Origin of the sequence: Treponema porcinum (assembly GCF_900167145.1) — a bacterium.
Taxonomy (GTDB): domain Bacteria; phylum Spirochaetota; class Spirochaetia; order Treponematales; family Treponemataceae; genus Treponema_D; species Treponema_D porcinum.
Map to the genome: position 1 here is coordinate 78,664 of NZ_FUWG01000007.1, position 16,386 is coordinate 95,049.

General features: G+C 42.9%; 15 protein-coding genes. 7 read left to right on the top strand and 8 right to left on the bottom strand.

What is annotated here, in order from left to right; genetic code table 11:
• The first annotated feature begins 43 nt into the window (after positions 1–43).
• Positions 44–646 carry an ATP-dependent Clp endopeptidase proteolytic subunit ClpP gene (gene clpP / locus B5D55_RS05595; protein WP_078933020.1) on the top strand — a complete coding sequence of 201 codons (603 nt, stop codon included), beginning with the start codon at positions 44–46 and terminating at the stop codon, positions 644–646.
• Positions 646–1,905: an ATP-dependent Clp protease ATP-binding subunit ClpX gene (gene clpX, locus B5D55_RS05600; protein ID WP_078933021.1), complete on the top strand. Its 1,260-nt coding sequence runs from the start codon at positions 646–648 to the stop codon at positions 1,903–1,905. The genes clpP and clpX overlap by 1 nt, the downstream gene beginning before the upstream one ends.
• Positions 1,906–2,002: 97 nt before the next feature.
• On the opposite strand, the gene B5D55_RS05605 is transcribed toward clpX, so the two are convergent.
• Positions 2,003–3,124, bottom strand: a complete 1,122-nt coding sequence (locus tag B5D55_RS05605) for a glycosyltransferase family 4 protein (protein WP_078933022.1) — start codon at positions 3,122–3,124, stop codon at positions 2,003–2,005.
• A gap of 49 nt (positions 3,125–3,173) precedes the next feature.
• On the opposite strand from B5D55_RS05605, the gene B5D55_RS05610 reads away from it, so the two are divergent.
• Complete coding sequence (locus B5D55_RS05610) at positions 3,174–4,313, top strand: DEAD/DEAH box helicase (RefSeq protein ID WP_078933023.1); 1,140 nt, start codon at positions 3,174–3,176, stop codon at positions 4,311–4,313.
• A gap of 2 nt (positions 4,314–4,315) precedes the next feature.
• Here the strand turns inward: B5D55_RS05610 and B5D55_RS05615 are convergent, their stop codons facing one another.
• Both B5D55_RS05615 and B5D55_RS05620 read right to left on the bottom strand, forming a co-directional pair.
• Positions 4,316–5,251: a hypothetical protein gene (locus tag B5D55_RS05615; RefSeq protein ID WP_078933024.1), complete on the bottom strand. Its 936-nt coding sequence runs from the start codon at positions 5,249–5,251 to the stop codon at positions 4,316–4,318.
• Between the two features lie 188 nt (positions 5,252–5,439).
• On the bottom strand, positions 5,440–6,153 hold the full coding sequence (locus B5D55_RS05620) for a hypothetical protein (protein ID WP_143593226.1): 714 nt from the start codon (positions 6,151–6,153) through the stop codon (positions 5,440–5,442).
• A gap of 124 nt (positions 6,154–6,277) precedes the next feature.
• Between B5D55_RS05620 and B5D55_RS05625 the strand changes: the two genes are divergently transcribed.
• A complete protein-coding gene (locus tag B5D55_RS05625) occupies positions 6,278–6,979 on the top strand; it encodes a late competence development ComFB family protein (protein WP_159446165.1) in 702 nt (233 codons plus the stop codon).
• Between the two features lie 114 nt (positions 6,980–7,093).
• The gene (locus B5D55_RS05630) at positions 7,094–7,849 is read left to right on the top strand and encodes a class I SAM-dependent methyltransferase (RefSeq protein ID WP_078933027.1); all 756 of its coding nucleotides are present in this window, start codon (positions 7,094–7,096) and stop codon (positions 7,847–7,849) included.
• A 50-nt stretch (positions 7,850–7,899) separates the two neighbouring features.
• Here the strand turns inward: B5D55_RS05630 and B5D55_RS05635 are convergent, their stop codons facing one another.
• Complete coding sequence (locus B5D55_RS05635; RefSeq protein ID WP_078933028.1) at positions 7,900–8,382, bottom strand: hypothetical protein; 483 nt, start codon at positions 8,380–8,382, stop codon at positions 7,900–7,902.
• Positions 8,383–8,456: 74 nt separating this feature from the next.
• Positions 8,457–9,422 (bottom strand): DUF4349 domain-containing protein, encoded by a 966-nt coding sequence (locus B5D55_RS05640; protein ID WP_078933029.1) that lies wholly within the window; start codon positions 9,420–9,422, stop codon positions 8,457–8,459.
• Positions 9,423–9,607: 185 nt separating this feature from the next.
• Between B5D55_RS05640 and B5D55_RS05645 the strand changes: the two genes are divergently transcribed.
• Both B5D55_RS05645 and B5D55_RS05650 read left to right on the top strand, forming a co-directional pair.
• Positions 9,608–11,209, top strand: a complete 1,602-nt coding sequence (locus tag B5D55_RS05645; protein ID WP_078933030.1) for an NAD(P)/FAD-dependent oxidoreductase — start codon at positions 9,608–9,610, stop codon at positions 11,207–11,209.
• Positions 11,210–11,215: 6 nt separating this feature from the next.
• Entirely contained in the window at positions 11,216–12,940 is a 1,725-nt protein-coding gene (locus B5D55_RS05650) for a B12-binding domain-containing radical SAM protein (protein WP_078933031.1), read from the top strand.
• Positions 12,941–12,989: 49 nt separating this feature from the next.
• On the opposite strand, the gene B5D55_RS05655 is transcribed toward B5D55_RS05650, so the two are convergent.
• The 3 genes from B5D55_RS05655 to B5D55_RS05665 form a co-directional block, all read right to left on the bottom strand.
• The gene (locus B5D55_RS05655) at positions 12,990–14,015 is read right to left on the bottom strand and encodes a branched-chain amino acid aminotransferase (protein ID WP_078933032.1); all 1,026 of its coding nucleotides are present in this window, start codon (positions 14,013–14,015) and stop codon (positions 12,990–12,992) included.
• Between the two features lie 182 nt (positions 14,016–14,197).
• On the bottom strand, positions 14,198–15,766 hold the full coding sequence (locus B5D55_RS05660; protein WP_078933033.1) for an SPOR domain-containing protein: 1,569 nt from the start codon (positions 15,764–15,766) through the stop codon (positions 14,198–14,200).
• Positions 15,767–15,828: 62 nt separating this feature from the next.
• Positions 15,829–16,335, bottom strand: coding sequence for a hypothetical protein (locus B5D55_RS05665; protein WP_078933034.1), 507 nt, complete (start codon positions 16,333–16,335; stop codon positions 15,829–15,831).
• Between the last annotated feature and the right edge of the window lie 51 nt (positions 16,336–16,386).

Consider the following 16,386-nt stretch of genomic DNA (forward strand, 5'->3'; position numbering starts at 1 on the left):
ACGCAATGATGTTTTTGTATTATATTTTTATGTAGGAAATAATATGAACGAAAAAATGAATACTTTAGTTCCTTATGTTGTGGAACGCAGCGGAAACGGTGAAAGAAGCTATGATATATTTTCACGGCTTTTAAAAGACAGAATCATATTTGTTGACGGTGAAATCAATGACACTACGGCTGATCTTGTGGTTGCACAAATTCTTTTCCTTGAATCAGAAAATCCTGACAAAGACATCAGTATTTACATCAATTCGCCGGGCGGTTCAGTAACGGCTGGTCTTGCAATTTATGATACAATGCAGTACGTAAAATGTCCGGTTCAGACAATCTGCCTTGGTCAGGCCGCATCAATGGGAGCATTTCTGCTTGCCGGCGGTTCAAAAGGAAAACGGTATGCGCTTCCGTCATCAAGAGTGATGATTCACCAGCCGTGGGGCGGCGTAGAAGGTCAGGAAAGCGACATCTCCGTTCAGGCACGGGAAATACAACGTCTGAAAGAACTTACAATACACCATTTCTCCGAGCACACCGGCAAAAGTGCCGACGTTGTTGCCGCCGATATGGAGCGTGATTTCTATATGACTGCGCAGGACGCATTGAACTACGGCATTGTTGACCACGTAATGGACAGGAGAAAGAAATAATGAAACGATTTGGCAATGATACGAACTACTGCTCGTTCTGCGGAAAGCCAGCTGATTCAACACGGCGGCTTGTCGGAGGACCGTCAGGGAACATTCATATATGCAACAACTGTATCGCCGTCTGCCAGAGCATTCTTGACGAGGAAGAACTTAACCTTACTCCGATAAACCTGACGGACGTTCCTACTCCAAAAGAATTCAAGGAATATCTTGACCAGTATGTTATCGGTCAGGATCTTGCAAAAAAGGTACTTTCTGTTGCAGTTTACAATCATTACAAACGTATGTCAGTGCCTAAAGCGGAGCAGAAAAATGCGGAAGTAAAGATTGAAAAATCAAACATTCTTCTTGTAGGTCCTACGGGTTCTGGAAAAACACTGCTTGCAAAAACGCTTGCACAGAAACTGAACGTTCCGTTTGCCATTGCAGATGCAACGACGCTCACTGAAGCCGGATATGTAGGAGAAGACGTAGAGAACGTTCTTCTCAAGCTCATCAATGCTGCGGACGGAAACGTTGCTGCGGCAGAGCGCGGAATTATTTTCATTGACGAAATTGATAAAATCGCGAGAAAAAGCGAAAATACGTCCATCACCCGTGACGTAAGCGGAGAAGGCGTACAGCAGGCGCTTTTGAAAATCATTGAAGGAACTACAGCAAGCGTTCCTCCGCAGGGCGGAAGAAAACATCCTAATCAGGAAATGATTACTATAGATACGACGAACATTCTATTTATTTTAGGCGGAGCATTCGTCGGTCTTGATAAAATTATTGAACAGCGCACGGCAGAACATTCTATGGGATTCGGTTCTAACATCGGAGAAATTACAGAGGAACAGAGAATGGACCTTCTCAATCAGGTTACACCGGACGATCTGGTAAAATTCGGAATTATTCCGGAACTTATCGGACGTATGCCGATTACAGTTGCCCTGAAAGAACTTTCAAAAGATGATTTGATTTCCATTCTTACAGAACCGAAAAATGCAATCACCAAACAGTTTAAGGCATCATTTGCGCTTGATGACCTTGAACTGGAATTTACACCGGATGCAATCGAAGCTATTGCAGATGAAGCTATCCGGCAGAAAACAGGTGCGCGCGGTCTTCGTGCAATCGTAGAAAAATTCCTGCTTGACATTTCCTACGAAATACCAAGCATAAAAGGAAAGAAATCGCTTACTATAACAAAAGAGGTAGTTGAATCCAAAGAAAAGCTGAACGTCAATTCCCTTGTAAAAGTACAGCAGATTGCTTAAATCATTTTATCATTAAACGTTAAATTAAAAGGACTGCCGGGTCATACTTTGTATGTCCGGCAGTCCTTTTTTCAGCATCTTACAGCTTACAGAAATATTATTGCATTCCGACAAGACGGCGCACTACATCAAATGTTTGTGAAACTGTTTTTTCCCAGCTGAAACAGGTTGAATGTTCAAGACCTTTTTTTACCATATCAGCTTTCAGTGCAGAATCAGAAACTATTTTTTCCATACAGAGCGCAATTTCTTCTATATTGTTTGAATTAAAATAAAGTGCAGCATCGCCGGCAATTTCCGGAAGCGCACACGCAGACGAACAGGCAACAGGAACGCCGGTCGCCATAGCTTCAAGAACAGGAAGCCCTACTCCCTCAGCTTCGGACGGAAAAATACAGCCGTCTGAACCTGAATACAGCTGCGCAAAATTTTCATGCGGAAAATAGCCGGTAAGGAAAATATCAGATGCAAACGGAGATTCAAATGCAGCTTTATGAACTTCCGCAGAATACGGACCGTCACTTCCGGCGATTACAAGGCGATGCGGAAGTTTTGTCTTTTCCTTGAACAGAGAAAATGCCTTGATAAGCTCAACGTGCTTTTTTTCAGGTCCGGAAAGTCGCGAACCGTAAATAAAGTACGGACGGCGGATGGCAAACGGCTTGATGTCAACAATATCATCATCAAAATCAATGGCAGGGAAGAACAGCTTATGGTCAATTCCATTATAAACGACTTCAATCTTATCTGCACTGACTCCGTGATTTACTAAATCAGAAGCTATATAATGACTTGCCGCAATGATTTTCTGGATTTTATACAATCCGCGCTTTATCTGCAGTTTCTGAGTCCAGTCACAGTTTCCTTCTATCTGACTTGAAAGAATGCTGTTCACAACGGCAACACCCGGAGTCTTGAATGAAACGGGAAGAACGCGCTCCGGTGCAGGAAAAAGAACGGCGTCATATTTTTGTGAAGCAAAAAATTTCCCGCTGGAAGTAAAATGCCACAGGCGTTCAGAATGAAGGCTGTTTGCAACATTCACAGGATTATACAAAATATCTTTTCCAGAAGTATAGGTGAACCGGTCAAGTTGCGAACCGAATAATTCAGTCTGAACGTCAGAAGCTTCTGATAAATGAGCCGCAAACGAAAACAAATACGTTCCAAGACCGGAACGGGCGTGATCACAGCCAAAAGTATCTATTCCAATTTTCATAATCGTTTGATTATAGCATAAAAAAAATGCCTGTGCTATACTTACCAATATGTTAGAAAAAACTCCGTTCAATACGCTGCCTGCCGGACTACAGGAAAAACTTGAGCAGCTTTCGTTTACAACTCCAACAAAAGTTCAAGAGCAGGTAATTCCGGCTGTTTCTGCAAAAAAAAACATTGTCTTTCAGTCTGAAACAGGAACAGGAAAAACATTTGCGTATCTTCTGCCACTTTTACAAAGAATTATAGAAAATAATGCAGAAACATCTCCGAACGAGCGCCCGGTACTCGTCATTATCTGTGCGCCGACTTTCGAACTTGCTTCGCAAATAAAGCAGACTGCAATGGCTGTAAGCAACATAAAAACAGCACTTTTCATTGGCGGAGCACCGATTAAACGACAGCTGGAAACTCTTAAAGAAAAACCGCAGATTGTAATCGGAACGCCGGCTCGCCTGCTTGAGCTTATCCGGCTGAAGAAACTGAAAACGCAGCATATTTTTGCAATAGTTTTTGACGAAGCAGACCGGCTTGTAAAAAAGGAACTATATGACGAATCACGCTCGCTGGTTCTTTCAATGCCGGAGAACGTACAGAAAATTGCATGTACGGCGACAGTCGATTCGAGCACAAAAAAATTCTTTTCTGACTGTGAACTGCTGCTTCTCCCTGCAGAAAACGTACTTACAAAGAACATTACGCATTGGGCAATTTACGCAGAAAACCGGGACAAAATAGAAACACTCCGAAAACTAATCATTGCAGAAAATCCTTCAAAGGCTCTTGTTTTTACAAGCCGCGCTGACCAGGTAGAAAACATCTATTCAAAACTCAAATATAAAAAAATCGAATGTACGGCTCTTCATGCAAAAACAGACAAGCAGCTTCGCAAGGCGGCAATAGACCGTTTTAAGAGCGGAAAAATAAAAATCCTGATTACAAGTGACCTGAGCGCACGCGGTCTTGACATTCAGAACGTAACGCATATCATCCAGATGGATTTACCGGACGACACAGACTTTTTTATCCATCGCGCAGGACGGACAGCCCGTGCAGGAAAGAAAGGCATAAACGTTCTTATCGGAGATGAATACGAAATGAGAAATTACGCACTTCTGGAAAAAAAATTGGGAATCACTGTCTATCCAAAAGAACTGCGTGCAGGAAAAGTCATAGTTCCGGAATTATAGCATTATATGAAAAGAAGGCTAGTAGCTTTTTCATACAGGAAGCGGCAGTCTTCCTCCTGAAGTTTTGTATACGAGCAGTCCGCGCAGAATTTCGTTCCGTCACTGTCGGAATACACAAAATCAGCACAACAGGAAACGGCAATATCCCGAGTAATGGAAGGCGTACTTTTCAGGGAGAATTTCATCGTTATGTCATATTCACAGCCTGCGCTGAGCTGCACCGCTTCATTTTTGCGAAAGCCAAGCACAATTCGTTCGTGATTTACAAAAAGAATGTCAAACGGCTTCACCCTGCCCTGCACTGCTTCAAAAACTTCCGGCTGTTCCTCCGCAACATAACGGCAGACATTTACAAGCTGAATTCCGTTTCCTGCTTTTCCGGTTTCCTTTGCAGACGATACAAATAATTCAAGATATTCTTTTGCTTTTTTCTGATTTTCAAGGCTGATTGAACTCCATACGGGGCGGGAAAAAAGCTGAAATCCCTGAGCCGGAACACAGGAAAATTCCTGAATGCTTCCGTTCTGAACCGCATAATGAAGAACGGCAGAAAAATCATACTTCTGCTGAACCTCAACATCCTGAATACGATTTATTTCCGCCGGAATTACAAGCGCAGAACCGGCAGAAACAGCTTTCAGTCTTGTAATGAAAAACAGTCCGACGCGGTTAAAATAAAATTCAACCTTTACTTCTTTATCAAGGAATGCGGAAACAGTCTTAGGCGGATTTTTCAAGAGAATAATTCCCTCTTTCAGAACAGATATCTGCCCCGCATTTAAAGCCACCGGAAAAACAGCGGAATTCAGCGGATGAATTTTTCCGTCCGATTCCGCAGTGGAATTTTCAACAGGAGTTATCGTAACGGGAACATTACCGTCTATCAAATACTGAAGTACAAGTTCCCTTTCAATGCCGGAAAGTTTTGTCTTTTCCATAAAATATCTCCCATTTTAAGCCGCTTAGCAAAGAAATGAACTTGCAACGCAAGTTTCCAACGAAAGCGGCAGTTGATACTAAAGTTCGCAACGAAAACTTCAGTTATATTAAAGATGCGCCGTTTCAGCGTTTTTTATATAGCGCACCTTTGTAAAAACAGTTTCTGTCCTGCAAAACGTTTTTTCATCTACTGCATTTTCTGTATTTCAATCTGGCGGACGGCAAAAGCAGAACCGGTACATACATACACGGACACATCAAGCGTTCCGAAAGAACTTGTAAACCTAATCGGAACAAGCACTGAATCTCCGTCAAAAAACGGCATTCCATAAAGCCAGTCTGAAAACAGCCGTTTTTTCTCTTCCGATGCACTCCCACCATCCGGAACTTCCGAACTGTTTTCCGCCACCGCAGGCTTCGCCACCGGAAACGGCCTTCCGTACACAGAAAGCCAGTTTCCCTCCACGTCATATTTAAATAGAACAAGGGAAAATTCTGAATCCTGTTCCATTTTCACCGCATTTAAATTCCACAGCGCAATTTCATTGCAAAACGACTCCAGAAAAGCAGTCAGTTCTGTTGAAAGCGAAGAATTATCCAGACTGCCGAAATCAGGAAGGCACGGATAAACGGAATCTGCATTTGTATTCGCAACTGAAATTGCTCCCGGAGAAAGCTTGAAATTCTTTGCAGCAGCAACATTTTTTGAATAATCACGCGTAAGCCGGACACTTTCAAGTTCACGAGTCCAAAGAAGTTCACTGTCTTTTTGTGCGGCAGCATTTTTCAGCGTTTCTTCTGTTAAATTAGCAGCCTCAAGGCTCTGTGAATTTGAGCAGGAAAAAAACAGCAGTATGCAAAAGACTGCACAGATACTTTTTATCAATAAATTCTGTCGCATACGGAACAGTATACCATATTTTACGCATTTTAAGAACAATTATTTTATCCTGTAATGCGATTTTTCAAAAACAGTGGTATAATAAAACAAATCTAATTCTATGTATAAAAGGAGCAAGTGCATTATGAACGTACATAATCAGATGGAAGAATATGTGTCAGACAGGGTACGCGACATATACAGGCAGTTGAAGGAAAAAGAATCGCCTTGGCTTACCTGCAGCTGCGAAAGCTGCATTCTTGATTCAATCAGTTACGTTCTGAACCGGGTTGCACCTCACTACGTAGTGTCTGGAAGAGGCGCTGTTTATTCATCACAGGTACTGAATAACAGCCAGCTCAGGGCAGACGTAGACGCACTTGCCGTCGAAGCGATAAGAATAATAAATTCAGTACAGCGCCCGTACCATAAGCTTTCTTCAAATCTTATTGCAATGTCCAGTCAGAACGAACAGCAGCCGTTCTTTAATTTTCCGGTGCTTAACGGAAGCGTTTATGACGGCTCTACATTCGAACCGGTTATTGATGCAGAAATTACTCTGAAATCAAAAAACGGCGTTGTAATTATGCAGGATTTTTCCTGGCCTAATCCTTGCAGGACATACAAATCAACAAAAGGTTCGTTCTCTTTCTGGCCGGAATCAATACCTGCTTCAAAAGAAAATGAAATACGGAAGTTCACATTTACGGCAGAGGCAAAAGCATCTGGCTATCAGACTGTTTCACATGCTTTCGAAATCGTACTTTCCGGCGAGCCTAAAAAACGTATTTACATAAACAATTCGCTTACAATGAAAATACCGGATTTTATAATGTTTAATTCTTAGAAAAATTCCGTATCAGTTCGCATTACAGCCTTCTGGCACAGAATTTTACTCAAACTATATACTGACAGCCGTTACGGTATAGAATGAAAACTTGTGAAGTGGTAGTATTTCCTCATGAAAAAAACTGAAAAACAGTGGTTTGAAAACGAAGAATTCTGGATGCGATTTGCTCCGGTAATGTTCGACGGCTCACGCTGGGCAGAAGCACCTGTCGTTGCAGAACATATCGTAAAAATCGCACGCCTTGAAAAAGGAAATACTGTTCTTGATGCAGGCTGCGGTCCGGGAAGAATAACTATTTCACTTGCCGCGCTTGGAATGGACGTAACAGGTGTAGATATTATCCAGAGCGAACTTAATGCCGCACAGGAAAGCGCAGACGACGAAGGACTGCACATAACGCTTGTGAAGAAAGACCTGCGTTATTTTAAACCGCAGCATCGCTTCGACTGCGCCGTAAATCTTTTTACTTCGTTCGGGTATTGCAGCACAATAAAAGAAGATTTTTCCATTCTAAAGAATATTGCACGCGCCGTAAAAAAAGGCGGAACATTCATACTGGAAACTACCTGCCGGGAAACTGCAATCCTGTATTTTACAGAAGGAGAAGACTTCGAACGGAACGGTCTTAACGTAAAAACGCATTTTTACGTAGAAGGCGCTTGGGAAGGACTTTGCTCAAACTGGACAGTTACAGATGAAAAAGGAAATTCCTATACTCACGAATTTGTACAGCGCCTTTATTCTGCAACAGAACTTCGTACTATGATGCTTAAAGCAGGATTTAAAACGGTAGAAATCTGCGGGGATTTTGACGGCGCTCCGTACAATCAACACGCACGAACGGCAGTTCTTGTCGCCCGAAAATAAAAAATTCTACAATTCTACAGTCGATATAGTCCGTATCCGCAACAGTTCCCTTAAACAACCTCCCTGATACGGTCAGTAGTCAGCACTCCGTAAGATTCAAGTTCTCTGATATCCTCAGCAGAATATTCTGTCTGACCAGGACGAAGGCAGTAAAATACCTTTGAAATATAATGAGCATTGTGCATTGTATAATATTCTAGTTCAACGACAGAAATTGCCTCAAGAGCTTCTTTTCTAAGGTTCTTAAGATATTCCTTTACATCCTCTTCCTGGCATCCAGACAGATATCCTATAAAATCACTGTACCTTATGCCATAAAGACAGACGGTTACAAGATCATAATCATACAGCGGTTCTTTATCATAAAAAATATGACCGTTGCATTTTTCCGCAATCAGGTTTTCGTCACTGCCAGCTTTGCGGATTTGTGCAATAAGGTCATTAAAGACAACGTCAAAAAATCTGTTGTGATGCTTCACATATTGACAGAATTTATTATTGTAAAGCACATCAAGAGTCAATTCTCCACCCATAAGACACCTCCCTGGCCGCTTTCAGCATGCCTCCCGACAGTTATTATACCTTAGGGTGTGAAAATTTGCACTTTTTATTTTGAAAGCCAGCGATATAGTTTTTTCAAAAGCCCGATTTTACCCCAGAGAAGCCAGAATAAAAATCCTAGTACGGCAAGAACAGGAATTCCGCAAACAATCACATAGAAAAGGCTGGTAATGCACAGCAAAAAGAACGAAACGGTGTTGGAAATAAATTTTCTTGTTCCCTCTCCTGCATCAGGAAAAGAAAAACCTGTTTCGGTCTTTCCGTACGGCAGCTGCACGGAAACTGATATTGTAGAATAGTCAATTTGATTTGAAAGCCGTTTCATTCTTCCTTCCATAAACTCAATGTCAGAAAGAACGGAATTTAGTTCTTTTTCTATCTGGAGCATATCCTTTACATCTTTTGCCTGCGAAAGATATTTCCGAAGATTATCACGCATAACTTTTTTATTTGAAAGACGCGTCTGCAAATCGTAGAACTGCTCGGTCACATCCTTCGTAGAAATACTGTGTTCCCTAAGGATTCCAAGGTTGCCAGCAGTTTTCATCGCATCGTCAAAACGACCGGAAGGAATTTTCACCGTATAGTTTGCATTCGTCTGCCAGGAAGATGAATCTGATATGTATCCGTTGAAAGATGCGCACCACTTTTCTATGGCAGAATCTGCCGCAGAAAGACTTTCAACCTCAAGCGTTACAGAACCGGTTTTAACAAGCTTTCTTTCCTGTAAATCAGCCGGACTGCCAGAAAACGCTGCTTCGTCAGATGAAAAATCCGCTTCAGGACCTTCGGGCAAAAAAACATTCTGCATATCAGCATATACGGGATAATCTGCTGTCGCTGACATCATTTTTGCCGTCCGCGGAACAGGTGCGGAGTTTGAATAAACAGCTTTCTCTTTTTCAGTGGCTTTTCCGACGGAAGACGTTTTTCCACAGGAAAAAAGAACAGTGCATAAAAAAAATGTTGCCGCAAAGAATGCGAAGGCTTTTACACAGGCGTATTTTTTCATATAAACCTCACTTAATACTTATGAAAACGCAGATTTTTCAGACATCCTGCATTTTTCAGTCCAGAACTGATTTTTCTTTTTTCCATATTAACAGATTGCAATAAAAAGAAACAGTGCATCATTCCGCGGATTTCCTTACTATTTTTTTCATTGCCTGGAAGCAAAAAAAACGCTAGACTGAACGAATGATTAAGGAAATTACGATAACAGTCTTTCCAAAGGACGAAAAAAATAAAGATTTTATAGAAGCGTCCTGCATGAAGGAATTAAAAAAGAACGGAATTTCAGCAGACAGAAACAACACAGTTTTTGTCTTTGTAAAAAAGTCAATTGACGCACGGCACGGACAGCTTAAGCTCCACCTTCGTTACAAAGCATATATCGGGGAAACGCCGGCCGACACACGGACAAGCGAACTTCCGGTATGGAAAAAAGCAGACGGAAGCAAAAAAATCATTATTATAGGCGCAGGACCGGCCGGCTTATTCGGCGCGCTCACACTGCTTGAATATGGGATTACCCCTATTATCATTGAAAGAGGTGATGAAACAACCGGACGAAGAAAAGACATTGCTAAAATAAGTACGGCTGGTATCGTAAACCCGGACTCGAACTACTGCTTTGGTGAGGGAGGAGCAGGTACTTTTTCCGACGGTAAACTTTACACGAGAAGTAACAAACGCGGGAATATAACCAGAATTCTTCAGATTTTTACCAAATTCGGCGCAAATCCCGATATTCTTACTGATGCACATCCGCATATCGGAACGGAAAAACTTCCGGCTGTCATAAATGCAATGAAAGAATTTATTATTGAGATGGGCGGAGAATTTCACTTCCATACAAAATGCACCGGATTTTTACTGGACGGCGCAAAAAAAGTCACCGGAATAACGGCAAAAAACGTCATCACAGGAGAACAGGCTGAATTCAAAGCAGACTCAGTCATTCTTGCTACAGGTCATTCTGCCAGTGACATCTATACGCTTATTGCCAGTATCTGCCCGGAAGCACTTGAAGCAAAAACGTTTGCCATAGGAGTCCGCGTTGAGCATCCGCGAAAACTAATCGACTCAATTCAATATCACGGAAAAATAGAAGGAATGGGTGCGGCGGAATACAGACTTACAGCACAGATAGAAGGACGCGGAGTCTATTCGTTCTGTATGTGTCCGGGAGGATTTGTAGTACCGTCACAGACAGAGGAAGATTCTATCGTCGTAAACGGAATGAGCGCATCAGGACGGAATTCAAACTGGTCAAATGCCGCTTTCGTGGTTGAAACCCGCCAGGAGGACATTCCTGAAGAATTTTTTAAAAAAGCAGAGGAAGAAGGTTGCAGTGCGCTTGCAGGACTTTTTTTCCGTCATCATATAGAAAAGGAAACAAAACGTGCCGGAAACGGACAGAAAGCGCCGGCTCAGATGATGACAGATTTTCTTGACGGAAAAGATTCTGAAAAACTCGTTCCTTCAAGCTACACACCGGGACTTGTTCCGTCCAGACTTGATTTATGGCTTCCTGAGCAAATCAGCGGACGGCTTTCACAAGGGTTTCTTGATTTTGAAAAAAATATGAAGGGCTTTATAAGCAGGGAAGCGCTGATGATTGCAAGTGAAACGCGCACCAGTACGCCGGTACGAATTTTGCGCGACGAACGCACGTACGAAAGCCCTTTTTTGAGTGGACTTTTTCCCTGCGGAGAAGGTTCCGGATATGCAGGCGGCATTGTTTCTTCTGCAATGGACGGGGAAAAAGCGTGCCGGGCAGCGGCTGAACGGTGGTAAAAATCTATGAATACGAAAAAGCCGCTTGTAATCTGCACTACCCTTTTAATAGAAAACTCGCCACAGGCTCTTCCGCTTGGAGCCGCCTGTATTGCAAGCGCAATAAAAAACGATGCGCGTACTAAGGATAAATTTTCCGTTGAACTGAGGACTTTAAGCAGGGAAGAGTCCGGCTATCCCGAAAAACAGCCGGAAGAATTTATTGCCGCAAAAATTACTGGAAATGACGCACCGGATTACGTATGCTTCAGCGTTTACGTCTGGAACAGGAATGAACTTGAAGAAACTGCGGCACTTTTGAAAAAAAGATTTCCGTCGCTAATCACTATTGCAGGAGGACCGGAAGTAACTGCTTCGCCGCAATCTTTCAAGAATTTTGACTGGTGCGTTGCCGGAGAGGGAGAATGCGCAGTGCCGGACCTTCTGTTTTTTCTGGAAAAGCAGAAGGCAGGGAGAACGGAAGAAATGACGCCTGTGCAGGGTGTATTCTGCGCAAATGAAAACAGTTCCGGAAAAGAAAAAAATGATTTTGTTCCACGTGCTCTTCCGCCTGAACTTGAAAAACTTGCTTCCCCGTATCTTGACGGCACGCTCGATCCTTCCGCCTATGAAGGTGCGCTTTGGGAACTTGCGCGCGGCTGTCCGTTCAAATGTTCGTACTGTTACGAGTCAAAAGGCGAAAAAACAGTGCGCTACATTCCGATGGAACGCATAGAAAAAGAACTGGAACTGTTCAACAAAAAAAAGCTGCGCCAGATATTCGTCCTTGATCCGACATACAACGCAGACAAAAAACGCGCGCTTCAGCTTCTCCGCCTTATCAGGCAGAAAGCGCCCGGAATGTTCTTTTATTTTGAAGCGCGCGCCGAATTCATAGACAGGGAACTTGCCCGCGCCTTTACGCAAATTCCGTGCGCAATCCAGATAGGACTTCAAAGCGCAGATCCGGAAATCCTGCGGTATGTACACCGTTCGCTTGACAAAAAAAAGTTCGTAAAAAACATAAACTTACTGAACGAAGAAGGCGCAGTATTCGGCTTTGACCTGATATACGGACTTCCGAAAGATACGCTTGAAGGATTCAAAAAAAGCCTTGATTTTGCACTCGGACTGTATCCGAACAATGTAGAAACGTTCTGCCTGAGCGTACTTCCCGGAACGATACTTTATGAAACGGCATTGTCATTAGGCTCAGTATTCAGCAGGGTGCCGCCGTATAATGTCATAAAAACTGATGCATTTTCTGAAAAAGACCTGCAGAAAGCGAAGGAACTTTCTACAGCCTGCACAATTTTTTACAATGACGGAAGGGCAGTTCCGTGGTTCAATGCTGTCTGCCGGTATTTTCATATGCGTCCGTCACAGTTTCTTGCAGATTTTTACCGCTGGTACAAGGAGCGCGCTATGGAAAACGGCGCAGAATGCCGAGCACATACGGCAATAGAAAAAATGCAGATTGACTTTATATGCGAAAAACTTTCAGTAAGAAAAGACAGCGCAATTTCAAAACCGGTTATAAAATCACTCATACTTTTTAACGGCGCGTTAAGCCGTGTTGAATCAGACGGTACTGAGCAGACGGCAGAACTTTCATTCCACCCGGACGATTTAATAAGTCCCTATGCCGCAGACATTTTATTTTTTGCACAGAACGCAAAACGCTTTCCGTGCAAAGTACGCTGCTTTAAATCAAAAACAGGGCAGATTGACTGGAAAATCATTCACCGATAAAAAACGGCCGCCCTTTTGAGCAGCCGCATAATTCACAGAGGTGATTTTATTATTTTATTTCGTAAATCCAGCCTTCCGGAGCTTCGATTTCTCCCATCTGAATTCCAGTGAGCGTTTCACGCAGTTTTGAAAGAACAGGTCCCATTTCCTCCATTCCGGACGGCAATAGAATTTCTTTTCCGTGGTCATTGATTTTTCCGATTGGAGAAATAACAGCCGCAGTTCCGCACAAGCCGCATTCAACAAAGTCAGAAAGTTCGTTCTTGTTAATCTGGCGCTCCTCTACTTCGATGTGCAGATAATCTTTTGCAACCTGAACAAGAGAGCGGCGAGTAATGGAAGGAAGAATGCTTCCAGACTTTGGAGTTACAAGTTTTCCGTCCTTTGTAACGAACAGAATGTTTGCGCCGCCGGTTTCTTCGATATAGGTATGAGTCGCAGGGTCAGTGTACATATTTTCTGCAAATCCGTTTTTGTGTGCATCAACGATGTTGTAAAGGCTCATAGCATAGTTCAGTCCGGCTTTAATATCGCCAGTTCCGTGAGGAGCTGCGCGATCAATATCAGAAATGCGGACAGTTATTGGTTTTACGCCGCCCTTAAAATACGGACCTACAGGAGTAACAAGAATGCGGAATTGATATTCATCAGCAGGTTTTACGCCGATAACGGCATTCGAGCCGAACATATACGGACGGACATAGAGCGTAGCACCGCTTCCAAACGGCGGAACCCAGTTGATATTTGCTTTTATAGTATCAATAACGGCCTTTACAAAGCGTTCTTTCGGAAAAACAGGCATTTCAAGGCGCTTGCAGCTGCTTTCCATACGCTCGGCGTTCAAATCCGGGCGGAACGTTACGATTCTTCCGTCTTTTGTTGTATAAGCCTTAAGACCTTCAAAACAAGTCTGCGCATACTGAAGGACACAGGCACATTCAGAAATCTTTACCTTGTCATCTTTGATAAGCTTTCCGGAATCCCACGCACCATCTTTGTAATTCGCAACAAAACGCCTGTCTGTTTTTATGTAACCAAACGGCAGGTTCGCCCAATCAAGATTTTTCTTACCCATTTTAAAACCTCACAGTATAGTCGCGCATTAAGCTCGGCTTTAATTTTACTTAAATGTATCACTATTTATAAAAAGTTTAAATAGGGAAAAACAGATGAAAAGCTGCACGGACTTTTTATAAGACGCCGCTCAAAAAAAAAGGTGCGCCTGTCTCCAGATGCACCTTTTTACATCATTTTCTGCTATTTTATTTTACGCAGGAACGCGTCTTTATAGCCGTAGCTCTTAAAGCGGTTCAGTACAGTTCCGTACTCGTCAACGCTCAAAGGTCCTATAAGAACCTGCGTTGCTTTTCCGCTTGCAAGCGGTACAAGCGTAACAGGATATTTTCCTGCATAAGTATCAATTATTGCCTTTATGTTTGCCTTGTCGCCGTAAACTCCAATCTGAACGTAATATTTTCCGCTCTTAAGATTTTTAAGGCTCGGAACGGTATATTTATCAAAATTATATCCGTCTGATGTTGGTTTCTTTCCAGTTTTTGCAGAAGGAGAAGCGATTTCTGCCTCAACCGGCACAGATTCAAGAACTTTAACTTCAGGTTCTGGCTCTACGGCACTTTTCTGCACAGGCGGATTCGGCTCTGACGGAACAAGTACAATCGGTTCATATTCTTCAGCTATTTCTTCTGACAATTCTTCTGCCTGAGCGTTTTCTTCCGTAACCACAACTTCCGGCGCAAGTTCAGAAAGTTCGTCAGGAGAAACAGATTCTTCCAGTACAGGACTTTCATCGTCTTCAAGTGCCTCTGAGACACCTGCACTTTCAGCCGGAATATCAGAAAGAATGTCTGACTCTGCTTTTTCTACATCCGCCTCTTCTCCGTCCGGGATTTCTTCGGAATACGGTTCAAGAGAAATACAGTCCTCATCAGGAACAGATGTTTCAACCTGCTCTTCATATACAGTTTCTGCCGGAACTTCGTCAGAAATCACTTCTGCTTCAGCCGGAGTTTCTTCAGAAATTTCATCAGCAGGGAACTCATCATCTATACGTTCAGATTCAATTTCTTCAGCAGGTTCCTCCGTTACTGTTTCTTCAAAAGGTTCAGTTTCCTGGAGTTTTTCCACAACCTCCGGTTCTTCCGTTGCCGTAATTTCTTCAAAAGGCTCATCGACTGCCGGTTCAGAAGAAGTATTTTCCTCCGGCACAAAAATGGAGGCTTCCTCCACCGGTGAATAAACAGGTTCTGATTCGGAAACAGTTTCCAAAGGTGCTTCGACCTCTTCCCCTGCCGGTGTTTCTTTAGAAATCAAATCTTCCGGACTTTCCGAAGTTTCTTCCATAGCCGGCACAGTTTCTACCTCAGGTTCATCTTCTACAGCCGGTACTGAAGTCTCAGGAGCAGAATAAGTTTCTTCCGCCGCCGGCTCCTGTTCAATTGAATCTCCGATAACCGCAGTTCCGCTTACAGTTTCATCAAGCTGACCGGAACGCTTTGTAATTTTTACAACGTTATTTCCGCCCTTCTCCAGCCCGAGAAGACTTGCCGCCTCCGGGGAAAGAAGAATTGCAACGCCTTCAGAAGGATCAAGCGCGCCGATTACAAGAATATCGACCGTCGTCTTTTTTGCAAGATTCGTTACGCTGATACTGTCGCCCGGAAGATAGCCTACCGTCCGTGCAAAAACGCCCTGCGGCATAACGCCGTCTTCAGCAACCACAGCCCTTCCGTCCAATGAAGGACTGAATGACGTAAAAATCAATCCACAGAAGAGCACTGTACATACAATCGCAAAAATTTTCTTCATATTATATTCCTTCCTTAAAATCACGCGCCGCATTTACAGTGGTACGCAATTCGTACGCTGAATTATTTTTTTCTAAGCACGCCCTGAATGTATACCGCAAAATCTTTTGCAAAAAGCCTTACGTTATCTTCAGTGTCCGCGCCCATCGTTTTTTTTATACTCTTTGTTTTTTCTTCGACTGTTTTTCCGTTCTTTAACGAAACGATTTTCCAGCCGATTTTATCTATCATACCGAGTGCTACAGTCTGCGTGTTCTTCGCCGTAGACTCGTTAAAATACAAATGAATTTGAATAAAATCATCAAAAGACCCTTCAATTGCTTCTGAATAGCCAAGATTCCACAGTTTTTTATCCTGTGCGGCAGAAGAAGACATCGACGCAGGCGAATTTGAAACGATATATCCTGAATTAAAAAAGGAATTCAAAATCTCGTCCTCAATCACAAGCACAGAATTACAGACGCTGCTCATACTGTCATTATGCTGCACAATCTGAAACGAAACGCTTGCACAGAAACCGCTGACTGCACACATAAGCCACAGAAGCGCACAAAATGTTTTTTTCCCCATAGACCACCCCGTTCAGTATTTTTCTAACTTCTTTCTAATCATCGGAATTTC

What these genes read in the sequence shown, in the direction of transcription:
- clpP (WP_078933020.1), top strand. Translation starts at nt 44, where the DNA reads ATGAACGAAAAAATGAATACTTTAGTTCCTTATGTTGTGGAACGCAGC.
- clpX (WP_078933021.1), top strand. Translation starts at nt 646, where the DNA reads ATGAAACGATTTGGCAATGATACGAACTACTGCTCGTTCTGCGGAAAG.
- B5D55_RS05605 (WP_078933022.1), bottom strand. Translation starts at nt 3,124, where the DNA reads ATGAAAATTGGAATAGATACTTTTGGCTGTGATCACGCCCGTTCCGGT.
- B5D55_RS05610 (WP_078933023.1), top strand. Translation starts at nt 3,174, where the DNA reads ATGTTAGAAAAAACTCCGTTCAATACGCTGCCTGCCGGACTACAGGAA.
- B5D55_RS05615 (WP_078933024.1), bottom strand. Translation starts at nt 5,251, where the DNA reads ATGGAAAAGACAAAACTTTCCGGCATTGAAAGGGAACTTGTACTTCAG.
- B5D55_RS05620 (WP_143593226.1), bottom strand. Translation starts at nt 6,153, where the DNA reads ATGCGACAGAATTTATTGATAAAAAGTATCTGTGCAGTCTTTTGCATA.
- B5D55_RS05625 (WP_159446165.1), top strand. Translation starts at nt 6,278, where the DNA reads ATGAACGTACATAATCAGATGGAAGAATATGTGTCAGACAGGGTACGC.
- B5D55_RS05630 (WP_078933027.1), top strand. Translation starts at nt 7,094, where the DNA reads ATGAAAAAAACTGAAAAACAGTGGTTTGAAAACGAAGAATTCTGGATG.
- B5D55_RS05635 (WP_078933028.1), bottom strand. Translation starts at nt 8,382, where the DNA reads ATGGGTGGAGAATTGACTCTTGATGTGCTTTACAATAATAAATTCTGT.
- B5D55_RS05640 (WP_078933029.1), bottom strand. Translation starts at nt 9,422, where the DNA reads ATGAAAAAATACGCCTGTGTAAAAGCCTTCGCATTCTTTGCGGCAACA.
- B5D55_RS05645 (WP_078933030.1), top strand. Translation starts at nt 9,608, where the DNA reads ATGATTAAGGAAATTACGATAACAGTCTTTCCAAAGGACGAAAAAAAT.
- B5D55_RS05650 (WP_078933031.1), top strand. Translation starts at nt 11,216, where the DNA reads ATGAATACGAAAAAGCCGCTTGTAATCTGCACTACCCTTTTAATAGAA.
- B5D55_RS05655 (WP_078933032.1), bottom strand. Translation starts at nt 14,015, where the DNA reads ATGGGTAAGAAAAATCTTGATTGGGCGAACCTGCCGTTTGGTTACATA.
- B5D55_RS05660 (WP_078933033.1), bottom strand. Translation starts at nt 15,766, where the DNA reads ATGAAGAAAATTTTTGCGATTGTATGTACAGTGCTCTTCTGTGGATTG.
- B5D55_RS05665 (WP_078933034.1), bottom strand. Translation starts at nt 16,335, where the DNA reads ATGGGGAAAAAAACATTTTGTGCGCTTCTGTGGCTTATGTGTGCAGTC.